Origin of the sequence: Halomonas profundus, from assembly GCF_020865425.1 — a bacterium.
GTDB lineage: Bacteria > Pseudomonadota > Gammaproteobacteria > Pseudomonadales > Halomonadaceae > Vreelandella > Vreelandella titanicae.
This window is the reverse complement of sequence record NZ_CP086344.1, coordinates 1352060-1375124: the sequence shown is the minus strand read 5'-3', so window position 1 is coordinate 1375124 and position 23065 is coordinate 1352060. Positions and strand designations below refer to the sequence as shown.

At 55.9% G+C, this 23065-nt stretch carries 23 protein-coding genes; 6 read left to right on the top strand and 17 right to left on the bottom strand.

Going from position 1 to position 23065, the window contains the following annotated elements:
* Positions 1-68: 68 nt before the first annotated feature.
* Together LMS44_RS06275 and LMS44_RS06270 are read right to left on the bottom strand one after the other, a co-directional pair.
* Positions 69-1532 carry a TolC family outer membrane protein gene (locus LMS44_RS06275; RefSeq protein ID WP_159176357.1) on the bottom strand — a complete coding sequence of 488 codons (1464 nt, stop codon included), beginning with the start codon at positions 1530-1532 and terminating at the stop codon, positions 69-71.
* 225 nt (positions 1533-1757) lie between these two features.
* The gene (locus LMS44_RS06270) at positions 1758-3689 is read right to left on the bottom strand and encodes a sigma-54 interaction domain-containing protein (RefSeq protein ID WP_476489417.1); all 1932 of its coding nucleotides are present in this window, start codon (positions 3687-3689) and stop codon (positions 1758-1760) included.
* Between the two features lie 364 nt (positions 3690-4053).
* Here LMS44_RS06270 and LMS44_RS06265 point away from each other — a divergent pair, with 364 nt between their 5' ends.
* Together LMS44_RS06265 and cynS are read left to right on the top strand one after the other, a co-directional pair.
* Positions 4054-4866 carry a formate/nitrite transporter family protein gene (locus LMS44_RS06265; protein ID WP_009287282.1) on the top strand — a complete coding sequence of 271 codons (813 nt, stop codon included), beginning with the start codon at positions 4054-4056 and terminating at the stop codon, positions 4864-4866.
* Positions 4867-4910: 44 nt separating this feature from the next.
* Entirely contained in the window at positions 4911-5351 is a 441-nt protein-coding gene (cynS, locus tag LMS44_RS06260; RefSeq protein WP_159176356.1) for a cyanase, read from the top strand.
* Between the two features lie 35 nt (positions 5352-5386).
* On the opposite strand, the gene LMS44_RS06255 is transcribed toward cynS, so the two are convergent.
* From LMS44_RS06255 to LMS44_RS06200, 12 genes are all read right to left on the bottom strand, one after another.
* Positions 5387-6229, bottom strand: a complete 843-nt coding sequence (locus LMS44_RS06255; RefSeq protein WP_159176355.1) for a fructosamine kinase family protein — start codon at positions 6227-6229, stop codon at positions 5387-5389.
* A gap of 90 nt (positions 6230-6319) precedes the next feature.
* The gene (tal, locus tag LMS44_RS06250) at positions 6320-7273 is read right to left on the bottom strand and encodes a transaldolase (RefSeq protein ID WP_159176354.1); all 954 of its coding nucleotides are present in this window, start codon (positions 7271-7273) and stop codon (positions 6320-6322) included.
* A 20-nt stretch (positions 7274-7293) separates the two neighbouring features.
* The gene (gene xylB, locus LMS44_RS06245; RefSeq protein WP_476489156.1) at positions 7294-8781 is read right to left on the bottom strand and encodes a xylulokinase; all 1488 of its coding nucleotides are present in this window, start codon (positions 8779-8781) and stop codon (positions 7294-7296) included.
* A complete protein-coding gene (locus tag LMS44_RS06240; protein ID WP_498947127.1) occupies positions 8781-10286 on the bottom strand; it encodes a mannitol dehydrogenase family protein in 1506 nt (501 codons plus the stop codon). Before LMS44_RS06240 ends, xylB begins: the two co-directional genes overlap by 1 nt.
* Before the next feature lie 114 nt (positions 10287-10400).
* A complete protein-coding gene (locus LMS44_RS06235; RefSeq protein WP_159176351.1) occupies positions 10401-11021 on the bottom strand; it encodes a nucleoside/nucleotide kinase family protein in 621 nt (206 codons plus the stop codon).
* A 7-nt stretch (positions 11022-11028) separates the two neighbouring features.
* Positions 11029-11814, bottom strand: coding sequence for a sugar alcohol dehydrogenase (locus LMS44_RS06230; protein ID WP_498947125.1), 786 nt, complete (start codon positions 11812-11814; stop codon positions 11029-11031).
* Between the two features lie 13 nt (positions 11815-11827).
* Positions 11828-12511 carry an HAD family hydrolase gene (locus LMS44_RS06225; RefSeq protein ID WP_498947124.1) on the bottom strand — a complete coding sequence of 228 codons (684 nt, stop codon included), beginning with the start codon at positions 12509-12511 and terminating at the stop codon, positions 11828-11830.
* Positions 12508-13659, bottom strand: coding sequence for an ABC transporter ATP-binding protein (locus LMS44_RS06220; protein ID WP_138799958.1), 1152 nt, complete (start codon positions 13657-13659; stop codon positions 12508-12510). The genes LMS44_RS06225 and LMS44_RS06220 overlap by 4 nt, the downstream gene beginning before the upstream one ends.
* A gap of 12 nt (positions 13660-13671) precedes the next feature.
* Positions 13672-14538, bottom strand: a complete 867-nt coding sequence (locus LMS44_RS06215; protein ID WP_022520498.1) for a carbohydrate ABC transporter permease — start codon at positions 14536-14538, stop codon at positions 13672-13674.
* Positions 14539-14567: 29 nt separating this feature from the next.
* Positions 14568-15458, bottom strand: coding sequence for a carbohydrate ABC transporter permease (locus tag LMS44_RS06210; protein WP_009287276.1), 891 nt, complete (start codon positions 15456-15458; stop codon positions 14568-14570).
* A 70-nt stretch (positions 15459-15528) separates the two neighbouring features.
* Complete coding sequence (locus LMS44_RS06205) at positions 15529-16848, bottom strand: ABC transporter substrate-binding protein (protein ID WP_022520499.1); 1320 nt, start codon at positions 16846-16848, stop codon at positions 15529-15531.
* 192 nt (positions 16849-17040) lie between these two features.
* Positions 17041-17991, bottom strand: a complete 951-nt coding sequence (locus LMS44_RS06200) for a sugar-binding transcriptional regulator (protein ID WP_022520500.1) — start codon at positions 17989-17991, stop codon at positions 17041-17043.
* Positions 17992-18132: 141 nt separating this feature from the next.
* Between LMS44_RS06200 and LMS44_RS06195 the strand changes: the two genes are divergently transcribed.
* Positions 18133-18444: a YqfO family protein gene (locus LMS44_RS06195; protein ID WP_022520501.1), complete on the top strand. Its 312-nt coding sequence runs from the start codon at positions 18133-18135 to the stop codon at positions 18442-18444.
* A gap of 20 nt (positions 18445-18464) precedes the next feature.
* Here LMS44_RS06195 and LMS44_RS06190 read toward each other — a convergent pair whose 3' ends face one another.
* Positions 18465-19022: an NUDIX hydrolase gene (locus tag LMS44_RS06190; protein ID WP_022520502.1), complete on the bottom strand. Its 558-nt coding sequence runs from the start codon at positions 19020-19022 to the stop codon at positions 18465-18467.
* A gap of 94 nt (positions 19023-19116) precedes the next feature.
* On the opposite strand from LMS44_RS06190, the gene LMS44_RS06185 reads away from it, so the two are divergent.
* Positions 19117-19788, top strand: a complete 672-nt coding sequence (locus LMS44_RS06185; protein ID WP_022520503.1) for a CoA pyrophosphatase — start codon at positions 19117-19119, stop codon at positions 19786-19788.
* Entirely contained in the window at positions 19785-20453 is a 669-nt protein-coding gene (locus tag LMS44_RS06180; protein WP_022520504.1) for a 2OG-Fe(II) oxygenase, read from the top strand. Before LMS44_RS06185 ends, LMS44_RS06180 begins: the two co-directional genes overlap by 4 nt.
* A gap of 14 nt (positions 20454-20467) precedes the next feature.
* Here the strand turns inward: LMS44_RS06180 and LMS44_RS06175 are convergent, their stop codons facing one another.
* Complete coding sequence (locus LMS44_RS06175; protein WP_022520505.1) at positions 20468-21424, bottom strand: L,D-transpeptidase family protein; 957 nt, start codon at positions 21422-21424, stop codon at positions 20468-20470.
* A gap of 420 nt (positions 21425-21844) precedes the next feature.
* Here LMS44_RS06175 and LMS44_RS06170 point away from each other — a divergent pair, with 420 nt between their 5' ends.
* A complete protein-coding gene (locus tag LMS44_RS06170) occupies positions 21845-22273 on the top strand; it encodes a PRC-barrel domain-containing protein (protein WP_022520507.1) in 429 nt (142 codons plus the stop codon).
* A gap of 182 nt (positions 22274-22455) precedes the next feature.
* Here LMS44_RS06170 and LMS44_RS06165 read toward each other — a convergent pair whose 3' ends face one another.
* On the bottom strand, positions 22456-22878 hold the full coding sequence (locus LMS44_RS06165; RefSeq protein WP_022520508.1) for an OsmC family protein: 423 nt from the start codon (positions 22876-22878) through the stop codon (positions 22456-22458).
* Between the last annotated feature and the right edge of the window lie 187 nt (positions 22879-23065).

The following is a 23065-nucleotide window of genomic DNA, read 5'->3' as shown; positions in this document are numbered from 1 at the left end:
TCCCATATATCTTTTTTAAGGTGACCAATAGCACGTGCGCACCTGAATCACTTCCAACCGACAAACAATTACATGCCAGGCTGGGGCGGTGCACCGATGTTGAGCGCAGACTCATAGCGGTCGTTGCCACCGCTCTCTGGCAAGGTGAAATTCACCTCATCGCCGGTTAACCATGCATTGACTTCTTCAATGGCGTCCACGTCCAGGCGCCCGGCCTGCTGACGAAGCGTGAGCAAATTCACTACGTAGTCGTAGCGAGCCTCGGCGTAGTTGGCGATGGCGTTATACAAATTCTGCTCAGCGTTCAAAACATCCACGATGTTACGGGTGCCAACCTCGTAGCCAGCGCGGGTTGCTTCCAGCGCGCTGCGGTTAGAGACGATCGCCTGCTCACGGGCCTCGATGGTTTCCACATCGTTGCTGACTTGGGTATACAGCGAGCGCACCTGCTGGATCGACGAACGACGCTGGGACTCGAAATCATACTGGCTGCTTTCAAGTTGATAAGTCCCCTGGCGGATGCTGGCGCTGGTACTGCCGCCGGTGTAGATGGGTAAATTAGCGCGTATGCCCACCTGGCTAGAGGAGTCATTCCCGGTGGTGTTATCAATATCACTGTCGCCATACTGATAGTTGCCAAAAGCTGAAAGGGTGGGCAATCGTCCCGCGCGGGCAATTTCCACACCGCTGCGTGATACTTCAATCCCCGCCTGTTGCGCCAATACCTGAGGATTGCGCTCAATGGCTTGCTCTACCCAGTAGTCCCGGTTGCTGGGTTCAGGGAGGGCGACTGGCATACTGTCGCCCAACGCTTCAATACTGGCGTAGCGCTGGCCGGTCAGCTGCTCCAGTGCCTCAAATGCCACCTGCAGGTTGCTCTCTGCGGCAATGCGATCAGCACGGGACTGGTCAAAGGTAGCCCGGGCCTCTTCGACTTCGGTAATCGCAATCAAACCGACCTCAAACTGCTCACCGGCCTGTTCAAGCTGACGGCCAATGGCTCGCTCTTGGGCAAAACGCGCTTCGAGTACTTCATAAGCCCGCAAAATATCAAAATAGGCGCTGGCCACGTCAATTAATAGCTGCTGTTCGGTAGCTGCCAGCAGGTATACCTGCTGGTCAATCTGCCGCTCGGCCTGAGTGACTTGGCGGCGCGTGACCTCATCATAAAGCGCTTGGGTGGCTTCAAGGGTGAGCGCTACGGTGTTGTAACGGTCATCACCGGCGCTCACATTACCCGTTCCAGCCCCTGTTCCCGCTCGGGATGAACCCTGGCTTTCATACTGCTCGTTGTGCGCCACGGTGCCCGAGGCGTTAATTTGGGGGAGTAACCCACCGCGGGCAACGTCTCTGCCTGCTTCAACACCCAAATACTCCGAGCGCGCCGAAGCAAGCTCAGCGTTGTTGTCTAACGCATCACGGGTAATCGTGATGAGATCAGCAGCTTGAGCAGGCAATACAAAAGAAGCGGTGAATACCGCTAACAGTAGGGGTCGTAAAGGGGCATTGACTGCCCAGTGTGCCAGTCGCATGGGATTGCCTCTAGGTATCAGCGTCAGATGGTAAACGCGCTTAGTCTCTCAGCCTGCTTGTCCTGCAGAAAATTAAGCCACTCGCACGTTAAGACATTCAGAAAGATGAGCATTATAGTTACATTCATGTATGTATGCTAGCCTTGAACAATCTATAAATATGTGTGCAGCCTGTTGTCAAGTCGCATCCAACTTACCTTAGTCCAAAGCATGGTGGTTTGGCGATTAATGCGGCGCTCTTTTACGAAATCCCCGCGCATCGATACCCCATTTAGTTAGCCGCGAGGTCAGCGTAGTGGGTTTAATACCAAGCAGTTCTGCCGCCCCCCCGGCCCCAGAAATTTTACCTCTCGCCTGTTCCAGAGCGGCAATCGTGCTCGCCCGCCGACGTTGGCTCAGCGCCTGCTCAGTCAGCAGCGTTGCTTTACTTTGCTCTCCGCTGGTGTGGAGCAACGTCGGCATTGGTTGAGCACGGCCCATCGAGCGCGACGGCTCTCCCGACAGCAGGTCATCAAACATTAAGCGTCGATCCTGGGTCACGATGACTTGGCGCTCGATGATGTTTTCCAGTTCACGAATGTTGCCTGGCCATGGGTAGCGCTGCAGAATCTCCAACTGGGCGGGGGGAATGCGCACTCCCGGCTTATTAAATTTCAGGCAGGCACGCTGTAAAAAGTGCCGCGCCAATAGCGGCACATCCTCAATCCGCTTGCGCAGCGGTACCGAGTCAATAGGAAACACATTGAGTCGAAAATAGAGGTCTTCGCGAAAGTGGCCCGCATCGATCATGTCGCGCAGTTCGCGATTGGTGGCGGCAATCACCCGCACATCCACTTCGCGGGTACGGTTATCGCCTACGCGCTCAAACTGCTGATCCTGTAGCACCCGCAACAGCTTACTCTGCAGCTCCAGGGGGATTTCACCGACTTCATCCAAAAATAACGTGCCGCCGTGGGCAAGCTCAAAACGCCCTGGGCGATCCTGCACCGCGCCGGTAAAGGCCCCTTTTACATGGCCAAAAAACTCGCTCTCAAACAGATCGCGGGGAATAGCCGCACAGTTCACGCGGATCAGCGGTCGATCACTGCGTGTACTCCCCGCATGGATGGCGCGGGCAATCAGCTCTTTACCGGTGCCCGACTCGCCGCTAATCAACACGTTGGCGCTGGTGGGCGCAACCAGCTCAATCTGCTGAATCAGCTTGGCCACTGCCGGACTATTGCCGACAATATCGCGATGGTTTAGCTCCGCTTTTATCTCTTCCTGGAGGTACTCATTTTCCAGTTCGAGGCGCTGCTTGAGTGACTCCACCTCAGCAAGGGCATCACGCAACTGCTGCTCAGCGCGCTTGCGCTCACGAATATCACGAAACAGCACCACCGCGCCGACCAAACGCCCCATTTCAAAAATCGGTGTACTCGTGTACTCAACGGGAATCGCCTCACCATTTTTGTGCCAGAACACCTCGTTATCGACGTGATGCACCTGGCCGTCGCTAAACGAGGCGTGAATAGGGCACTGCTGCACCGGGAAGTGGCTGCCATCGACGTGGGTGTGGTGGAACATCAGGTGAGCGTCGTGGCCCACCATATCCTCGGTACTCCAGCCCAGAATTCGCTCGGCGGCAGGATTAACGAAGGTTGTTTTGCCTTCGGCATCCAGCCCGTAAATCCCCTCGCCCGCTGCGCCAAGAATTAGTTGGTTCTGCTTTTCAATCCGCTCGAATACCTGCTCGACCCGCTGCCAACCCACTTCACCCTGGCGGTGCTGGCGGCCTAATTCCGCTTTTGCTCGCCGCTGCTCAGCTTTATTGCGGTCTATCAGCGTCAGTAACAGCTGTGCAGAGTCGTCGATACGCTGAGCATAAACCTCAACTCGATACGGCTGGCGCAGCATATCTAACATCACCAGATCATCCGACCAGGCCGCTTTGTGTGTTAGCGCTTCATCGGTGAAGCTCACCCACAGTGGCAGCGAAGCACCCAACCGATGGCTAAACGGTGCCTCCAAAGGCATTGCTTCATCAATATTGAGCATCGCGCAAGCGGCATGATTCGCAGCGAGCAGTTGGTCGGCAAACGGATCGACCAACATCATCGCCAGAGGCGAAAAGCCACCCATCAAAGCAAAAACATGATGACGTTCAGGCTCATCCATTAGTGTCGGTCTCAAATGAGTTGCTCCATCACCATTCAATTACCGCGCCAGTTACGACATTTCGTCACTAAAACAACGAAATATCGTAATTTACGATATTTCGTAACACCTTAAACGCTCCAAAAACATCCTCTAAAAAATAAATTAATCCATTCAAAACAAAATATTAGAAATCATATGCGCGAGTTGGCACACAAATAGCACTGGATGGGTGGATAGTGCGATAGCGCCACACGCTTAATCTCTTTTGCACCAGGACGGCGCAGCCATCGGTTTTATTGCTCCTATTTATTGCTCCTATCAGGAAACACTAAAACTCTTGGGTTAGGCGTTAATTAACCGAAATGACACAGGAGACATATTTATGTCTTATCTAATGCCCAGTGAATTTGTCACCAAGTTGGTGGATCAGGGTGAGTCAAAAGTCTATATGGGCACCCGGGATACGCTTATCCGCGCCTTTATGGCGGGAGCGACCCTGGCGTTGGCGGTTATTTTTGCCATCACCATCGCGACGCAAACCGGCCACTTTTTGATTGGGGCACTGCTCTTCCCCGTGGGCTTTGTGATGCTCTACCTGATGGGCTATGACCTGCTCACCGGGGTTTTTATGCTGGTGCCAATTGCATGGCTCGACAAAAGACCCGGAGTGACACTGCCGCGCATGCTGAAGTGCTGGGCTCTGGTAGGGCTTGGCAACCTTGGGGGCGCCCTATTTATCGCCACCTTCGGCTACCTGAATTTCACCATGGGCGGCACAGAGGAGATCAACGCTGTCGGCCAAACGATGATGGCCGTTGGTGAAAGCCGCACAGTGGGTTATCAGGAGGCGGGGCTTGCCGGTTGGATTGTGCTCTTTCTGAGAGGTATGTTCTGCAACTGGATGGTCTCTATGGGCGTGGTGGGCGCGGCCATCTCCACAACGGTTTCCGGCAAAATCATGGCCATGTGGATGCCGATTATTGTCTTCTTCTACCTTGGTTTTGAGCACTCAGTGGTCAACATGTTTCTGTTCCCGATTGGCCTCATGCTGGGCGCTGACTTCACGCTGTATCAATACATTATGTGGAACGAAATCCCCACGGTACTGGGTAATCTGGTAGGCGGCCTAACCCTGGTTGGCTTGGTTCTCTATACCACCCACGTGCGTACTCAGCCCAAAAAGGTGCTGTCTTGATCACAGCCTAATAGGCCAAAGCCCCCTTTATAGGAGAAACCCTAATGGATAAACTCGAAATGCGTCACACCCTGCTCGCCGCCAAAGCGCGTAAAAAAATGAGCTGGGAAGATATTGGCAAAGCGGTCGGCATGTCGCCGGTATGGGTGGCTTCCGCCTGCTACGGCATGAACAGCGCCAGTCAAGAGGTTGCCGCTAAGCTGTGTGACACCCTTGGCGTGGAGCGCGATGCGGCAGAGGCTTTAGTGGCCTTTCCCACTAAAGCCTGGGATGAAGCGATCCCCCAGGATCCATTTATCTACCGCCTCTATGAAGTCGTCGGTGTGTACGGTGAGACCCTAAAAGACGTGGTGCAGGAGAAATTTGGCGACGGCATTATGAGCGCCATCGATTTCACCATGGAGGTCGACAAAATCGAAGACCCCAAAGGCGACCGGGTACTATTAACTTTGAATGGTAAGTTTTTGCCCTATAAATCTTGGTAAAACCTAAATCCTGGTAACACATAGGTCCTGGTAAGTCAGGCGAAGGACTCAAGCCTCGCCACGCAGCGTTCAACCGCAGAACGATAGCCGGCACCGAACAGCACCAGATGATTCAACAGTGGGTAAAGCTGAAACAGAGCTTCACGCCTCGGCCAACTGGTCGGGGCGTCGCCGTTCCAGTAGGCGTCAAAAAATGCCTCTCCCGGCGAGCCAAATAGCGTCAGCATCGCCACGTCCACTTCCGGGTAGTGGCGATACACTGCCGGATCGATGATCGCCGGCCCTTTTGTAGTGAAGAGTACATTCCCTGACCACAAATCACCGTGCAGCAAGCTGGGCGGTGCACCGGGCAGCCAGCGCTCCAAATCGTGGGCCAAGCGTTCGATACGGCCACGCAGCTCGCTGTCCAATAGCCCACGCTGGTGGCACGCCTCACACAGAGGGAGCAAGCGGCGCTCGCGCTGGAAAGCTCGACCATCGCTGAGCGGGGCATTCGGCTGGGGTGTGCGCCCACAAGCGTTATCCTGATGCCAGCCGTGGACATCGCCAATCACGCTGTGCAAACCGCGCAGCCCTTCACCAAGCGCTGCTTCGCTCTTCTGCCCAGCGGGCACGGTGTCCAATGACTCAATGATCAGCCAGCCTTCTGCCAAACCTAACACCTCTGGCACTACCAGCGATGAACAGGCGCCACGCAACGCACGCAGCCCTTCGGCTTCGCCACGCAGCCGCGCCGTATCGTCGTGTTTAATCACCACCTGCCCCTGACGGGTCTCCAGGCGGTATACAGCAGCAATGTCACCCCCACTGAGCGACTGCAAATCGCCAGCGGGGGTTAATTCGATAGATTCCAACAGTTGGCTCAGGGTGGCATCCATAAGGCTTTCTCCCTGTACCCGAATGTATAACGGCGTCGGGGTTAGGGGCCCTTAACCCCGACGCGCTTAAGCTATGGGCTAGCTTATATTTCAGCCTAACCGCTTATCGATCAGGCTCTCTAACTCAAGCTGGTCGTCGTGGAAGCGGCGGATGCCATCGGCCAGCTTGTCGTTGGCCATGGCATCTTGATTGTGGCCCCAGCGGAAAGCGGCTTCGTTCAATGGCTCGGTAGGTTTGCCACTGCCCTCACTCGCTTGGATTTGCGCAGCAACGCTGCCTTCGGTGGCATCCAGCTCTTCCAGTAATGCAGGCGAAATGGTCAGCCGTGGGCAGCCTGCCAATGCAAGTACCTGCCCGGTATTACGGAAGCTTGCGCCCATTACCACGGTGTCGTAGCCGCCCTGGTTGGCACGCTGGCAAACGCCTTGAACAAACTTAACGCCCGGGTCGTTTTCCGGCGTGTAGTCGTTGCCGGTCTCTTTTTTGTACCAATCGGTCACGCGGCCTACGAAGGGTGAAATCAGAAACACCCCGGCATCGAAACAGGCCTGGGCCTGGGCATCGCTGAACAGCAGCGTCAGGTTGCACTGAATACCTTCGCGTTCGAGCACCTCGGCGGCGCGAATGCCTTCCCAGGTAGACGCCAGCTTGATCAGCACGCGGTCACGTGACACGCCACGGGCATCGTACAGCTCGATTAACTCGTGGGCCTTGGCAATGCTGGCCTGGGTATCAAACGACAAACGGGCCGCCACTTCGGTGGAAACACGCCCCGGTACAACGGCGGAAATTTCACTGCCCATGGCCACCGCCAAGCGGTCAACGGCATGCTTGACCTGCTCTTCACGGCTGCCAACCGAGGCTTTTACATTGCTCAGCTCTTCGTCGATCAGCGCTTGATAACCGGACAGACTAAACGCCTTGAGCAGCAGTGACGGGTTAGTGGTGGCATCCTGCGGCTGATAGCGGCGAATAGCCTCAAGATCACCGGTGTCGGCGACGACAAGCGAATGTTGCTTTAACTGTTGCAGCTGGCTGGTCATAAAATCTCCTTGGTATGCGTTTAAGCGCCGCCATGGCGTTGTTCAAGTGCTGCGCAGTAGCGCATATAAATCGGTTGGTACGCGGCCACTCGCTCAGGATGGGGGTCAGCAAGTGACTGCGCATCCAAGTGGACTAATCTTTCACACAACGTTTCCAGGGTTACGCCCTCTGAACGCTGGTCGCACCAGGCCGCCTGTATTGCGGCGCCAAGCGCGGCCGCATCGGTAATCTCAGGACAAATCACCTGGGTACCGGTAATGTCCGCAACCATCTGGCGCCAAACGGGGCTGTTAGCGCCGCCACCGATCAAACGAATCTGGCTGGCGCCGGCGGTTAAATCACCCAACAATTCCAGCCCATAGCGTAGCCCGAAAGTGGCCCCCTCCACCACGGCCCGACACAAATTAGCCTGGGTGGTATTCAGACTGGTCAGGCCAAGAAAGTCCGCGGAGGCGTCGGGCAGCATCGGCACTCGCTCACCGTTGAAAAACGGCAATACGGTAACGCCCTCGGCGCCTATCGGCGCGCTGGCTACTTTTTCGCCAAAGGCTGCCAGATCCAAGCCAAACAGTTCGCGCACCCGCGTGGTGGCCGAAGTAACATTCATCGTGCAGATCAGCGGCAGCCAGCCACCGGTGCTGGAACAGAAGTTGGCGACCATGGCGTTATCGCATTCAACAGGGTTAGCCGAGTAAGCGCAAACGGTGCCGGAGGTGCCCAAACTCAGCGTGATCAGCCCTGGAGTAATATTGCCGGTGCCAATGGCGCCCAACATATTGTCACCGCCGCCGGAGGAGACGACAACCTGGTCGCCAAGCCCAAGCTCGCGGGCCACGGCCGGGCGTACAAAGCCTACCGGTTCATGGGCTTCCAGCACCCGGGGCAATACCCGCGCCGGGTCTAATTCTGGGGCCATCTCGGCAAAAACATCCAGCTGCCAGCAACGCTTAAGGGTATCGAAGTAGCCAGTACCGGAGGCGTCGCCCGCCTCAGTGACCCGTTCGCCGGTGAGCCAGAAATTAAGGTAGTCGTGGGGCAGCAGCAGGCTCTCGATGCGCCGATACGCATCTGGATGATGCTCGCGCAGCCAAACGATTTTAGACGCGGTATAGCCGGTTTGTAGTACCAGCCCCAGCTTCTCCAAACAGCCCGGCTCGCCGCCCAGGCGGGTAACTAAATCGGCATTCTGGGCGCTGGTCTCAGTATCGCACCACAGCTTGGCGGGATAGACCGGCACGCCTTCGCCATTGAGCGCGACCATGCCGTGCTGTTGGCCTGAGACACCAATGCCGCGCACTTGGCTAGCCGATACAGCGGCTTTATCCAACGCGGCAAAAAACGCCGCTTTCAAGGCAGCTAACCACTCCGCAGGCGCCTGCTCCCGGCGGCCATTTTCGCCCTCTTCCAAGCGGTGAGGACGGCTTGCTTCAGCGAGAATCTTGCCTCGCTCAACGTCTACCACCACTACTTTGGTACTTTGGGTACCGCAATCTACCCCGATATACATCACACTGTTCCTTTGGACGACGCCAGACCCTCTAGCGTAGCGCGTGCGCCACGTTCGTGCAGCGAACTAAGGGCCGCTAAATAGGCTTCAACAAAGCGAGTGCTGTCGATTAAGTCACCAAACAGCTCGCGGTTTTCGATAAAGGCCGTTGGCCGTTGGCGGTTCTCGGCAGCAATCGCCATTAACGGCGCTTTCAAGCGATCGACGATCTCAATGGACTGGCCCTGCTCGTCGACCCCTTCAGCGTAGCGCGCCCAGCTGGCCACCACGGCGGCGCTGCGCTCTATTTCACCACCCTGGGCCAACTGTTGGCGAATCACCGGCACTAACCATTTAGGAATGCGGTCAGAGCTCTCGGCGCAAAGCCGTGCCAGGGTATCTTTGATTTGCGGGTTGGCGAAGCGCTCAATCAGCGTTAATCGGTAGGTTTCCAAATCAACCCCCGGTACCGGCGCCAAGGTCGGCGTGCCCTCTTTACGCATATAGCCCAGTAAAAAATCAACGAATAGCGGATCTTGGCACACCTCATGGGCGTAGCGGTATCCGGCTAAATAGCCAAAGTAGGTCAATGCCTGGTGACTGGCGTTGAGCAGGCGCAGTTTCATCAGTTCGTAGGGTTCGACATCTTCCACGACTTGGACACCCACTTTATCAAACGCCGGACGCCCAAGGGGGAAGTGATCTTCCAACACCCACTGGGTGAAGGGTTCGCAGACCACCGGCCAGGCGTCCTCTACCCCAAAGCGCTGACTCAGTTCATCAATATCCGTGGGCGACGTCACCGGGGTAATACGATCCACCATGGCGTTGGGGAACGCCACTTCGCTTGCAACCCAGGCGCCTAGCTCGGCGTCCCGCGCCTGGGCATAGGCGCCAAACATATGCTTGGCTACATCGCCATTACCTTGAATATTATCGCAGGACATCACGGTGAACGGCGCAATGCCCCGCGTACGGCGGCGGGCGAGCGCTTCCACCACCAGCCCAAAGCTGGTGGTGGGCTGGGTGGGATTGGCAAGATCGGCGCGTACCTGGGGGTTATCGAGGTCGAATTCGCCGCTCACCGGGTGAAAATTATAGCCACCCTCGGTCACCGTCAGCGACACAATGCGAATCGCTGGATCGGCCATCTGCTCGATCACTGCCTCGGTCTCTTCCGGTGCAAACAGGTAATTCACCATACTGCCAATAACCCGCGGCTCATATTGGCCATCAGGGTGTTTCACCACCAGGGTGTAGAGGTAATCCTGCGCTGCCAGCGCCTGCTGCATGCGTTTGTCGCCGGGCATCACGCCCACACCAACAATGCCCCAATCCAGCGCTTCGCCCTGGTTCATCAAGGCATCCAGATACATCGCTTGGTGCGCGCGGTGAAAGCCGCCGACGCCAATATGTACGATGCCGGGGGTGAGCGTCTTGCGGTCATATTGAGGTTTGGCAACGTAATTAGATTTGGCAACATCGTCGGTTAGCTTGCCCAGGTTGTGATTGTTAAGTCGGGTCATGGGACTCTCCAGCCAAGGCCTTCTTGGCGCGATGGGGTGAATAAAGGCAGGTAACAAGTGACGCTATCAATGGGCTAACAAAATGGTCTAACACCAAGGGGCTAACACAAAGTATTAGCGCCAGCGCTGGTCAGGCGGCAAACAGCAACTCTTCACTAATTGAGCGTTAAGCATGTCTTTGTGGTGGGTGCGCTCCAGCGCACCGGTGCGATCCTGGCCCATCTCAAGCCAGCGATTGATCAGTCGATCAATCAGCAGGACATCATCGACGTCTAAAAATAGCGTCCAATCGAACAGCGGTCGCAGTTCGCGCCAGGGGGAGCGGTCAAGCAGCAGGTAGTTGCCCTCGACAATGACGATGCGCTGCTCAAGGGTGATTAGTCGTCCACCGGCACGGGCTAGATCCAATGGGCGGTCAAAAACCGGTACCGCTACCGGATGACCCCCTTGGCGGATGCGTTCGAGGTCACAGCGCAGCCCCTCTACATCGAAGGTATGGGGCGCGCCTTTTACCGGCACCTGCTGCTCACCCAGCACAGCGTTATCGAAGTGGTAGCCATCCATGGGCACCAGCCCGGCCTGGCCCGGCAAGCGCTGATTAATGGCATCGCAGAGCTGGACGCTGCGATAGGATTTCCCCGCCCCCGGCGGCCCTGCCAGCGCGACCAGATAGCGTGAGGCGCCTTCGGCGGCGCGAATAATCTGATGGGCTAAAGTATCAAGATCAGGGGTCATGGCCACCTCAGCTCATCCAGTTGCCGCCATCGACATTGAGTGTCTGGGCAACAACGTAATCACTGTCTTGGCTAGCCAAAAACAGCGCCGCACCGGTGTGGTCTTCGGGAAGCCCCATACGCCCAAACGGCACCGCCTCGCCCACCAAGCGCTTCTTCTCACCGAGCGGGCGGTTTTCAAAACGGGCAAACAGCGCGTCGACCTCTTCCCACATTGGCGTATCCACCACGCCGGGGGCGATGCCGTTAACGTTGATGCGGTGTTTGATGAGATCCAAACCACTGGATTGGGTAAGGCTGATGACAGCCGCTTTGCTGGCGCAGTAAACGCTTACCAGGGCTTCACCGCGGCGACCTGCCTGGGAGGCCATATTGATAATTTTGCCCCCCTGACCACGGGCCACCATCGAACGGGCAACCGCCTGCAGGGTAAAAAACATGCCTTTGGTATTGACCGCAAACTGCTTATCGAAGCTCTCCTCGGTCACCTCAAGCACTGGCGCCATATCAAAGATGGCAGCGTTATTGACCAAAATATCGATGCCGCCAAAACGCTCTATTACCGCTTTAACCATGGCATCAATCGAGGCCTGATCGCAGACATTCAGCTCGAGCCCCATCACTTTTTCGGCAGGCGCCTGCTGCTGCAGCGTCGCTAAAGCATCATCAATAGCGGCCCGATCAATATCGGCCACTACTACGCTGGCGCCTTCACTTAAATAACGCTGAGCAATAGCCAAGCCGATACCCCGCGCGCCGCCGGTAATCACCGCGATTTTGTTGTTTAGTTTCATCGTCATGCTCTCGTTAAGGCGAACAGCTGGAAGCCTTGGCTTGCCACTCGTTCACCAGGGCTTCCAGGCCGTGCATATGCTCTAAAATACGCCAGGCGCCGACTTGAGTAAGGCGCGCCGCTTGATCAACATCCACATGACTGGCGCCGACAAACCCAATCACGCACATTCCCGCGGCACGGGCGGCCGTCACCCCGGCCACGCTATCTTCTACCACTAGACAGTCCCGCGGCATTTGGCCTAAGTGAGAGGCCGCCAATCGGTAGAGTGCGGGGTCGGGCTTGGGGTGTGCTACCTGATCAGCGGTAAAAATGGGCACCTCGCCAAACGCATCGGCCAACCCTGTGCTTGCCAGTGATGCCAATACGCGACTGCGTCGACTGTTGGAAACCACCGCCTTTTCCAAGGTAATGCCACGAACCGCCTTGTCGGCGCCGTCTATAGCTTTAAGCTCCTGCGCCAAGCGGGCCTCGATAGCGGTATCCACCTGCTCGGTGGCATCCAATGGCAGCCTGTGGGCGCTTAATGCTTCGAGATGAGCAAGAATAGCCGCCGTGGTCATCCCCAGCGCTTGGCCTAATTCCTGGTCAATATTCAGATCGGGCAGCCAGTGGGAGAGGTACTCCACCAGTGTGCCTTCCGCAAGAGCCTCGCTGTCGACCAGCACGCCATCGCAGTCAAAGATGAGTGTCCTCATGCAGGCTCCTCAGAAGGCGAACCGGGCGCGCGGTTATCGTGTCGGGTTAGCCCTGCCAAGGGATGCTGTTGCAAGCTGGGCAAGGCCAGGCCGCCAGCGTCAAACAGGTGGGCGCGCTCAGGGGCAAAGCCGAAATGCACCGTATCGTTGACCCGATAGGCCACGTCGCCATCGGCCATAATCGTGATGAGTTCGTCGTCCATCTGGACATAAAGCGAGGTTTGGCCACCTAGCCGCTCCAGCACTTTGATCTCGCCACTCAGGGGCCCCTGCTCTTCGAGCACTAAGTGTTCCGGGCGAACACCCAGCTCAAGGGGGGCGTTGGCCTCCAGGTGCTGACCGTCCACCGGCACGCTGCGTTCACCGCCGCCGGGCATACGAATCCCTACGCCTTCAGGCGAAACGCTGGTCAGCGTTACCGGCAGAAAGTTCATTTTCGGCGAGCCGATAAAACCTGCTACAAAGCGATTGCGCGGATGATGGTAGAGCGCCATGGGCGAGCCCACCTGCTCGACCACGCCGTCGTGGAGCACAACGATTTTATCCGCCATGGTCATCGCTTCGATCTGGTCGTGGGTGACGTAGATCATGGTGGCGTCCAGCTCATCGTGCAGACGCGCCAGCTCAATACGCATCTGCACTCGCAGCGCGGCATCCAGGTTGGAGAGCGGCTCGTCAAACAGGAAGATGCTGGGGTTACGCACAATCGCACGGCCAATAGCCACCCGCTGGCGCTGACCGCCGGAGAGCGCTTTGGGCTTGCGGTCTAACAGCGGCTCTAGCTGTAGAATCTTGGCCGCCTCCAGCACCTTGGCGCGACGCTCCTCCTTGGGCACTCCGGCCAAGCGCATGCTGAAGCCCATATTGCCCTCTACCGTCATGTGCGGGTAAAGCGCATAGCTTTGAAACACCATGGCGAGGCCACGGTCTGCAGGGCCAACGTCATTGATACGCTGACCGTCGATCAAGATATCGCCATCCGTCGCGCTTTCAAGCCCGGCGATCATGCGCATCAGGGTCGATTTACCGCAGCCGGAGGGGCCAACGAAGACCACAAATTCTCGGTCATTGACCTCAAGGTCGATACCCTTGATGACCTCGGTGTCGCCGAAACGCTTGGTAATATTGTGTAGTTGTAGTGTTGCCATGAGGAAGATCCTTTACTTGACGGCACCAAAGGTCAGGCCACGCACCATCTGTTTTTGTGTCATCCAACCGAGTATCAAAATCGGCGCAATGGCCATGGTGGAAGCGGCAGACAGCTTGGCCCAGAACAGCCCCTCAGGGCTTGAGAATGAGGCGATATAGGCGGTTAACGGCGCAGCACTTGAGGTCGTTAGGTTGAGACTCCAGAACGCTTCGTTCCAACTCAAAATGACCGATAGCAGGCCCGTTGAGGCGATACCCGGCAGCGTGAGTGGCAGCAGCAGAAAGAACACTTCCTGGAGGGTGGAGGCACCGTCCATACGCCCTGCTTCAAGAATGTCTTTGGGCATATCCTTGAAGAAGGTGTAGAGCATCCACACCACAATCGGCAGGTTCATCAGGGTATAGATGATGATTAGCCCGGTGCGGGTGTCGAGCAGACCAACGTCGCGGAAAATGAGATAAATCGGCACCAGCACGCCCACTGAGGGCAGCATTTTGGTGGAGAGCATCCACAGCAGCGTGCCTTTGGTGCGTTTAGTGGGCAAAAAGGCCATGGCGTAGGCTGAAGGAATCGCAATCAGCAGCGCGAAGAACGTTGAGCCAAATGCCACCGCAACGCTGTTGAGCGCAAAGCGTGCATAGCCGGAACGCGCGTGCACATCCTGGTAGCTCTCTAAGGTGGGCGAAAAAATCAGCGAGGGGTCGGCAATCGCCGCTGTTTCTGTTTTAAAGCCAGTCAGGATCATCCAGAAAATCGGAAAGAAGATCACCAGCGCCACCGACCACCCCAAAAGTGTCAGCAAGATGCGCTTGCTTTGCGCCGACCGCCACCCTGACACCGAGCGTGGCGCTGCGGTTTTGGAACTTAATGTTGTCATCGAAGTACTCCCAAGACACAAGTGCCGGTCTAATCTTCCAGGTTCTTGGCTACCATACGAACCAGGAAGATCGCCACGATATTGGCGAGAATGATCGCAATCACCCCACCGGCGGAAGCAGTGCCTACGTCAAAATCCAGCAACGCACGAATGTAAATCAGGTAAGCCAGATTGGTCGTCGCCAAGCCAGGCCCACCGGAGGTGGTGACGAAAATTTCGGCAAAGATGGTCAGCAGGAAGATCATCTCGATCATGATCACCACGCTGATGGCACGCTTTAGATGCGGCAGAGTGATAAAGAAGAAAATCGCCACCGGCCCTGCGCCGTCCATCCGCGCCGCTTCCACCTGATCCTCATCCAGCGATTGCATGGCAGTAAGCAGAATCAGCAGTGCAAATGGCAGCCACTGCCATGCAACGATGATCACAATCGACGTCAGCGGTAGCGAGGAGAACCAATCGACAGCGGGCAGGCCAATGGACTCAGACAGCCACGCCAGCACCCCGTTAGAGGGATGCATCATCATGTTTTTCCACACCAGGGCACTTACGGTGGGCATTACAAAAAAAGGTGAGATCGCCAGCACACGAGCGATCCCGCGCCCCGCAAACTCCTGCTGAAACAGCACCGCCAGCAGGGTACCGCCCACCACGGTAATCGCCAGTACCCATCCCACCAGCAGCAGCGTGTTGCCCATAGCGGCCCACAGGGCAGGGTCGGTGAGAAGGTATTCATAGTTTTCCAACCCGGCAAAGCCAGTCATACCGGGCATTAGCAGGTTATAACGCTGGAAGGAGAACCATAGCGTCATACCCAGTGGCACAATCATCCAAAGCAATAGCAACGTTACAGCAGGCGCTTGAAGCGAAAGCGTCCGTAGCCCGCCGACCGTCCGGCCAGAAGCACGTGTTTTATTCATGGAAATACCTGCAGAAACAGTGTGGGGGCAATGCCTGCCGGGTTAGCCAAGGCAGGCACTGCGGGTCACATCAGTCTAGATAACCGGCACGCTGCATGGTGCGTTCGGTGGCACGCTGAGCACTGTCTAGCGCCTGCTCCACCGTGGTGTCACCGGTCAACGCCGCGGCAATGGTTTGGCCTACCTGAGTGCCGATCGACTGGAACTCTGGAATGCCCACAAACTGCACGCCCACATAGGGATTGGGTTCCAGGGTGGAGTCGGTAGGATCGGCGTCTTGAATAGCCTTCAGCACGAAGTCTGCAAAGGGGGCTGCTTCGGTGTACTGCTCATTGGCGTAGGTCGACTCACGAGTACCGGGGGGGACACTGGTCCAGCCTTCGGTTTCACCGACCAGCTCAATGTACTCTTGCGAGGTCGCCCAGGTAATAAACTCAAGCGCCGCTTCCTGATTCTCTGAAGAGGCTGGGATAGCTAGCGCCCAGGACCACAACCAGTGTGAGCCTTTGGGTGTTTCTGCCACGGGTGCTGGGGCAAAGCCTAAGCTGTCCGCCACATCGGACTCATTGCCGTCATACAGCTTGCCCGCTGCCGAGGTGGCATCTACCCACATCGCGCAATTACCGCGGGAGAACAGCGCCAGGTTTTCGTTAAAGCCGTTGGAACTAGCGCCTGGCGGGCCGTAGTCGTTGAGCAGATCGACATAAAACTGGATAGCGTTGACCCAGGCTTCAGAGTTGAGTTCAGGGTTCCACTCTTCGTCAAACCAGCGACCGCCGTAGGTATTCACCAGTGTGGAAACAAAGGCCATGTTTTCGCCCCAACCTGGTTTACCACGCAGGCAGATCCCTGCTACCCCCTCTTCACTGCCGTGCAGCTCGCCCGCCCACTCACGCACCTCTTCCCAGGTGGGCTGATCGCTCATTTCAATACCCGCTTTCTCAAACAGATCCTGACGGTAGTACATCATTGAGCTTTCGGCGTAGAAAGGCAGCGCATGCAACGTGCCATCCAAGCTCAAACCATCGCGCACTGAGGTCAGTAGATCGTCTTCGTTATAGTCGTCGGGCAGATTATCCAGGGGGGACAGCCAGCCGCGCTCTGCCCAGATAGGCACTTCGTAAGTGCCGATGGTCATCACGTCGAACTGGCCGCCATCGGTGGCAATATCGGTGGTCATCCGCTGACGTAGCACGTTCTCCTCGAGCACCACCCAGTCCAGGGTGATATCGGGGTGAGCTTCTTCGAAAGCCTCGGTGAGGCTCTGCATGATCACCATATCGTTGTTATTGACCGTAGCCACGGTAATTTCGGTTTGCGCCTGGGCATGGCCCGACATGGCAATGGCGGCCGCTAGCGTGGTAACGGGCAAGTGACGTGCGAGTCGCATAAAGCACTCCTATGGGCTGGTATTGGCATTGTTGTCGCCTTGATCTTATTGATCATCTATCGAACAAATGATCGTACGTAAGCCAAAAAAAAGCAAAGCTGATTAGCTTAGACTTTACGCTAATTCATTACCTCTAATGCATGTTGCAGTGCACCCACTTAGGTTTTAAAGACCTAGAGCGGTTTGAAAGCCCTAGAGTGCTTCAACGATCTGCCGAGCAGCCACTTCGTCAGTCACCAAGCCCTTCAGCCAGCCGCCGCGCAACGCGGCGTGAATCGCCGGGGCTTTTTCGCGGCCACCGGCAATCGCCACCATATGATGCTTACCAAAACGTTCCAGGGGAAGGCTGGTAACTCGCCGCGTAATCGAACAGTCGATCACCTCGCCGTCACGGTTCAGCGGCCAGCCTAGCAACTCCCCTACCGCTTTCAGTCCCAGCAGTTCATCCAGCTCGCTTTCGCTAATAAAATGGTCTTGAAACAGCGTGGCCTGGCGGTCGATGCGCCCAACGCCGATAAAGGCAGCTTCTGACTGCCGCGCCACATCGGCAATCGCCGTAAAGAGACGCTGGGCCAGCATTGCCTCTTTTTCAGCCAGCGACTCTGCCACCACCGGCGCGGGCAGTAAAAAGCGCTCACCACCGGTTTTATCCGCCATCACCATTACTGCATCGTAGCGGTTGGCCGAACCATCTCGGGCGACATTACCCACCAGCGACACAAAGCGATGCTGGGGCCGCTCAACACGACTAAGTGCTTCCACCGCTGCCCGCACCGAACGCCCGGTGCCTAGCGACAGAGTCAACGGTTCGCTGCGTTCAACCAGCTGCGCAATGCGCTCGGCAGCGGCGACTGCCAGGTAGGAGGCGGCGCCGTCGGCTGCGTGACTATCGGCAGGTACCACTTCACAGAAGGTCAAGCCAAAGTGATCACGCAGCGTGCTGCCCAGCGCCATACAGTTAGAGATAGGATGATCAATATGTACTTTGACTAACCCCTCCTGGCGAGCCAACGCCAATAAACGCTGCACACCGGGTCTTGAGACACCCAGTTGGCTGGCGATCTCATCCTGAGTCATTCCACCTACATAGGACATCCACGCGGCTCTGGCCGCCTGATCCAGCTTTACCTCAAATTTATCCATAGGATGGCTCATCTAACAGTCGTGGGTAAACGTCATAAAAGCATCATCATACAAAGCCAAGCCCGCGACCAGTAGTCGCCTATCCGCTAACATAGCCAGAGTTCAACGTTTCACACTGGATTGATCGTTTGGAGGTACAGTATGTATAAGCTCGCATTTTTTGTCCCCGTAGAAGATGCCGAAAGCGTTAAGCAGGCGGTATTCGAAGCCGGAGCCGGGCGTATAGGGGCGTACGAACACGCCTGTTTTCAAACCCGAGGCACGGGGCAGTTTCGCCCAACGGAAGGCGCCCACCCGCACATCGGCTCGGTGGGCAGTTTGGAAAAGGTCGAAGAGTTCAAAGTCGAACTGCTCTGCGATGAAGCGCACATTCACGGTGCCATCGCGGCCTTGAAGCTTGCCCACCCCTACGAAGAAGTCGCTTATGATGTGTGGCAACTCGCCGACCTATAACCAGACTTTTAAATAAAGTATTACGCACTGCCAAAGTAACGCTCACGATCTTCTGGCGTTACCATGCTGATATGCAGCGGAAATTCATTGCGGGGGCGGTCGGCGTAAAAATGCTTGAGGGTGCGTTCAATCGTCATGAAGGCCAGCTCATCCCAAGGGATTTCATGCTCTTCGAACAGCGCGACTTCAAGGCTTTCCGGCCCGGCGCTGAAGCCGCCGACTAGCTCGGCACGAAAAATCATATAAACCTGATTGATATGCGGCAGGTCAATCAGGGTGTAGAGGTTGGCCAGTTCGACCTCGGCACAGGCCTCTTCACGGGTCTCTCTGGAAGCTGCCTGCTGGGTTGATTCGGCATTTTCCATATAGCCGGCGGGCAGTGTCCAGTAGCCTTTGCGCGGTGAAATCGCCCGCTTACAGAGCAGTACTTTACTACCGCTGACGGGCAGCGTGCCGGCCACGATGCGAGGGTTCTGGTAGTGAATCGTGCCGCAGGCATCGCACAAGTAGCGAGGCCGGTCATCGCCTTCCGGGACGGCAAAACGTACTTTATCACCACACTGGCTGCAAAAGTTCATCGCGTATTCTCAACGGCTAGTGAATAGAAGCCTCGACGCGCTTGACGCCAATGACCGCTGCTGGGTAAAAGAGAACAAAGTAACGGGATACCCCATGTTAGAGAAACTGCGTAAACAGCTGCAACAGCTGACTCCTCAACGCTTGGATCACATCGTGATGCCCGAGGCCGCCGTGCTGTTGCCGATTGTCGAGCGCCCAGCGCCTACCTTGCTGTTTACCCGGCGGGCCAGCCATTTGAGCACCCATAGCGGCCAAGTGGCGTTCCCAGGCGGCAAGCGCGAGCCCTTTGATAGCGACCTTTACGCCACGGCACTGCGCGAGGCAGAAGAGGAGATTGCCCTCGACCCCGCTCTGGTGCAACCCCTGGGGCGGCTGTCGGACGTTATTTCGCTGCACGGTATTCGCGTTACCCCCTGGGTGGGCATTATTCCGCCGGATTTACCGCTGATTGCCGACCCCGGCGAGCTAGACGCTATTTTTGAAGTGCCGCTAAGTCACTTTCTAGACGATCACCGCACCCATACCGACGTGATTACCGTGGATGGCGTTGCCCACTACGTGCCCAGCTATCATGTGGACGGCCATGTGATCTGGGGATTATCTGCCATGATGCTGGTCGAGTTACTGGCCGAGGGCTTCGGTATGCCAATTGATTTATATCAGCGCCCCCAGGGGCCGCTGCGCCACCACCCTGAGCGCAAAAACCGCCTATCGACACCCTCGACAACCGTTTCCAGTTCGGCGCCATCGAGATCCAACCAATGACACCCAGTGTTGCTACATCTTCACCTGCGCTTCAGCCCACGACGCAGGTCGCTCTTGTGGATGCGCTGGTTGAACAGGGCTGGTATGTGGGCCGCGGGGTTATTGACCTGGAGCTATGCGGCGCGCTGAATAATGAGCTTCTACACCGGGCGGCCTATAACGGACTGGATGAAGCGGGCATTGGCCGCGGTCAACAGCACCTGCTGCGTAAAGATATCCGCGGTGACGCTATTCACTGGCTTGATCGAGAAAGCGCTGCCCAGCGGCGTTACTTAGACGCCATGAGCGAGCTACAGCAGGCGCTTAACCACGCGCTGTTTTTGGGCTTATTTGAGTACGAAGCCCACTTTGCCCACTACCCGCCGGGGGCTTTTTATCAGCGCCACCTGGATAGCTTTCGTGGTCGCGCTAACCGCGTGATATCCACGGTCGGCTATTTGACGCCGGACTGGCCCAGCGACGGTGGCGGTGAGATGGTGATCTACCATCCGGACGACCCCAGCCAAGAGGTCGCCCGGGTGGTACCCGAAGCGGGTACCTTCGCCTGCTTCTTGTCTGAGACCATTCCCCACGAAGTACTGCCTACTCGCTGCCCGCGTACCAGCATCGCGGGCTGGTTTCGGCGCAATGCATCGCTGGGTGGGGTGTTGGATCCAGCACGCTAGCGCTGCACGATCGTTTAGCTAATCGGCACAATCTGGCCATTCGCTCGCTCTAATATTTCACTTACCTGCTCGTAGTTGGCGCTGGAGGCACCAATACCGTCATGCTTTTCAATTAAGCCAACAACGTTTAACAGCGTTTCCATACCAAATACTTGCTCATCCGTCGCAGTGAAGGCTTGTATGTAACGCTTCCCCCCTTCACCCCAGCCGACTTTGATTGGTGAATCGATAATATTGACCTGGGTGCCTACCGGTACCCGCCAGAAGACCGACTCAATATCTTCCGGGTGCATTCGTATACAGCCACGGCTGGCACGCATACCAATGCCATCTGGCTGGTTAGTGCCATGGATCAGGTAACCGGGAATATCCAGCAAAATAGCGTATTCACCCAAGGGATTATCGGCGCCAGGGGGAACCACCGCTGGGGCTGGCTCGCCCCGCTCGGCGGCTTCACGACGAATCGACTCAGGTGGATACCAGGCCGGGTTTTCAAGCCGCATGGTGGTTTCGGTAATTCCCAGCGGGGTGTTATAAGCATCCCGCCCGATACCAATAGGGTATGTTTCGACCCGCGGCGTCTCGCCCTCTGCTACCTCGGGGTAGTAGTAAAGGCGTAGCTCTGCCACGTTAATCACAATGCCGCTACGCGTCTCATCGGGAAGAATATACTGCCCGGGGATCGTCACCTCGGTGCCTTCTCCCGGTACCCATAGGCTGGTATCCGGGTTGGCCATACGAATTTCTTCGTAGCCCACGTTGTGTGCCCGGGCAATATCCAGCAGCGTATCCTCTTCGGTCGCCGTGACGGTATACACCTGGCCCACCATATTGCCCTCTACAGGCAGCAGAAAATGCCCTTTAGGCAGCTCGCTGCTATCGGCCACTGCGCTTGAGGCTAATAGCCAAGCGCCTAGCGCAACGCTACTGACGCAGAGCTGCTTAATAATCTGCAAAGGGTGGGAAGTCATGGTCAGGATTCTCCTTTTTATGTGACCTCACTTTTATCAAACCAAGGATAAAAAGCGAGCCATTTGGAGACGAATATGAACACTGAACGAGGGCGGGTCAACTCGACAGACTGCCGCACGACGGCGCGGTGTAGGCCCATGAGGGCGGAACAGCAGCGGTTATGTTACTTAAAAATTTCACTTGAAAGGTTGTATTTTTGAACACAGCGACTAATCTGATAGTCGTCTTGGCGCAGTGAAGCGCAAGATAGCGTCAATTATCCTAGTGCATTAAATAACCAGGGTAATTAACACACTTAGGAATAATAGTATCGGCGTTGCTATCGCTTATTTTAGACGAAGCCAATACCGCCACTATTGATTTATTCGGGTTGTTACGCGGAGTCGTTAAGCCCAATAAAATCGCAAGGAGCAAGCAAAATGAAAACGATCAAACCCGCTATTCTAGGTACACTCATGGTTCCGGCCTTTATGTTTGCCGCTGGCAGTGTAAATGCTGAAGAGAGTACCACCACCATGGAAGCAACTTACCTGACGGAAACGCCAGAAAACACTTTCCATGCTGACGCTTTAACCGGCAACCAAGTCAAAAGCAGCGTCGAAGATGACGAAGATATCGGCACCATCACTGATCTGGTAATCGGTGAAGACGGCCAGATCAATGCTGTTGTTGTTGGCGTTGGTGGCTTCTTAGGTATGGGCGAGAAAAACGTCGCTATTAAATGGGACTCGCTTGAGCTGACCAAAAACGAAGATGACGATGATTATGTCATCACCGTTAATGCGTCAGAAGATGCGCTAGAAGCAGCTGAAGAGTACAATCGCAACGAAGACGAAGACAACAAATAAGCACCAGTCAGTAAATAAAAGCCTTGGCAATTGCCAAGGCTTTTTTAATGCCTATAACTTAAAAAAACACCTAAGAGGCTAAAATTAGTTTAGTCAACAAAATGGCTCGCGCACACTGTTTATACGCGAGCCATCTCTATTAAAAAACTATCTTCTTATAAGCAAATCACAGTCTAAAAAATTTAGGACTTCAGTTTAGCCGTCATGCTAATATCCGCATTAAGTACTTTGGAAACTGGGCAATTCGCTTTAGCCGTTTCCGCTGCTTCCTGGAATGCGGCGTCGTCAGCGCCACTGATCTCAGCCTCCACGTCCAGGTGAATTTTCGAGATACTGAACCCAGCATCGCTTTGGGAAAGAGTCACTTTGGCGCTGGTTTCGATGGCGTCAGCGGTATAGCCTTTCTCGCCCAAAATCATTGAGAGCGCCATTGAGAAACAGCTGGCGTGCGCTGCGCCAATCAGCTCTTCGGGGTTGGTACCTTTTTCATCTTCAAAGCGCTTGCTGAAGGAGTACTTGGCATCTAAAACGCCACTTTCGGTTGAAACGGTGCCTTTACCATCCTTGAGACCACCTTCCCAACGTGCGCTAGCTTTACGATCCATGAACAACTCCTTGTGTGTGCGATTATGCATAGACATGTTATCAGACAAGGCCTAACGGCAGTTGCCGCTCGACCACCTAACCAGCGTAGCTGATTTTCTCCTGTTCTGCCGAACCCGTGCTTCAATCACTTCCATCCCCTTCTATTCGGCCTTAAGCTAGTTAGCTACCTAACTGGATCACCTCTTG

Bases quoted from the DNA above. Each gene is read 5' to 3' on its own strand.
- LMS44_RS06180 (WP_022520504.1), top strand. From the start codon at position 19,785: ATGACACCCAGTGTTGCTACATCTTCACCTGCGCTTCAGCCCACGACG.
- LMS44_RS06210 (WP_009287276.1), bottom strand. From the start codon at position 15,458: ATGAATAAAACACGTGCTTCTGGCCGGACGGTCGGCGGGCTACGGACG.
- LMS44_RS06165 (WP_022520508.1), bottom strand. From the start codon at position 22,878: ATGGATCGTAAAGCTAGCGCACGTTGGGAAGGTGGTCTCAAGGATGGT.
- LMS44_RS06215 (WP_022520498.1), bottom strand. From the start codon at position 14,538: ATGACAACATTAAGTTCCAAAACCGCAGCGCCACGCTCGGTGTCAGGG.
- LMS44_RS06230 (WP_498947125.1), bottom strand. From the start codon at position 11,814: ATGAAACTAAACAACAAAATCGCGGTGATTACCGGCGGCGCGCGGGGT.
- LMS44_RS06195 (WP_022520501.1), top strand. From the start codon at position 18,133: ATGTATAAGCTCGCATTTTTTGTCCCCGTAGAAGATGCCGAAAGCGTT.
- LMS44_RS06235 (WP_159176351.1), bottom strand. From the start codon at position 11,021: ATGACCCCTGATCTTGATACTTTAGCCCATCAGATTATTCGCGCCGCC.
- LMS44_RS06265 (WP_009287282.1), top strand. From the start codon at position 4,054: ATGTCTTATCTAATGCCCAGTGAATTTGTCACCAAGTTGGTGGATCAG.
- LMS44_RS06175 (WP_022520505.1), bottom strand. From the start codon at position 21,424: ATGACTTCCCACCCTTTGCAGATTATTAAGCAGCTCTGCGTCAGTAGC.
- LMS44_RS06220 (WP_138799958.1), bottom strand. From the start codon at position 13,659: ATGGCAACACTACAACTACACAATATTACCAAGCGTTTCGGCGACACC.
- LMS44_RS06170 (WP_022520507.1), top strand. From the start codon at position 21,845: ATGAAAACGATCAAACCCGCTATTCTAGGTACACTCATGGTTCCGGCC.
- cynS (WP_159176356.1), top strand. From the start codon at position 4,911: ATGGATAAACTCGAAATGCGTCACACCCTGCTCGCCGCCAAAGCGCGT.
- LMS44_RS06190 (WP_022520502.1), bottom strand. From the start codon at position 19,022: ATGAACTTTTGCAGCCAGTGTGGTGATAAAGTACGTTTTGCCGTCCCG.
- LMS44_RS06270 (WP_476489417.1), bottom strand. From the start codon at position 3,689: ATGGATGAGCCTGAACGTCATCATGTTTTTGCTTTGATGGGTGGCTTT.
- xylB (WP_476489156.1), bottom strand. From the start codon at position 8,781: ATGTATATCGGGGTAGATTGCGGTACCCAAAGTACCAAAGTAGTGGTG.
- LMS44_RS06275 (WP_159176357.1), bottom strand. From the start codon at position 1,532: ATGCGACTGGCACACTGGGCAGTCAATGCCCCTTTACGACCCCTACTG.
- LMS44_RS06255 (WP_159176355.1), bottom strand. From the start codon at position 6,229: ATGGATGCCACCCTGAGCCAACTGTTGGAATCTATCGAATTAACCCCC.
- LMS44_RS06225 (WP_498947124.1), bottom strand. From the start codon at position 12,511: ATGAGGACACTCATCTTTGACTGCGATGGCGTGCTGGTCGACAGCGAG.
- tal (WP_159176354.1), bottom strand. From the start codon at position 7,273: ATGACCAGCCAGCTGCAACAGTTAAAGCAACATTCGCTTGTCGTCGCC.
- LMS44_RS06205 (WP_022520499.1), bottom strand. From the start codon at position 16,848: ATGCGACTCGCACGTCACTTGCCCGTTACCACGCTAGCGGCCGCCATT.
- LMS44_RS06200 (WP_022520500.1), bottom strand. From the start codon at position 17,991: ATGGATAAATTTGAGGTAAAGCTGGATCAGGCGGCCAGAGCCGCGTGG.
- LMS44_RS06240 (WP_498947127.1), bottom strand. From the start codon at position 10,286: ATGACCCGACTTAACAATCACAACCTGGGCAAGCTAACCGACGATGTT.
- LMS44_RS06185 (WP_022520503.1), top strand. From the start codon at position 19,117: ATGTTAGAGAAACTGCGTAAACAGCTGCAACAGCTGACTCCTCAACGC.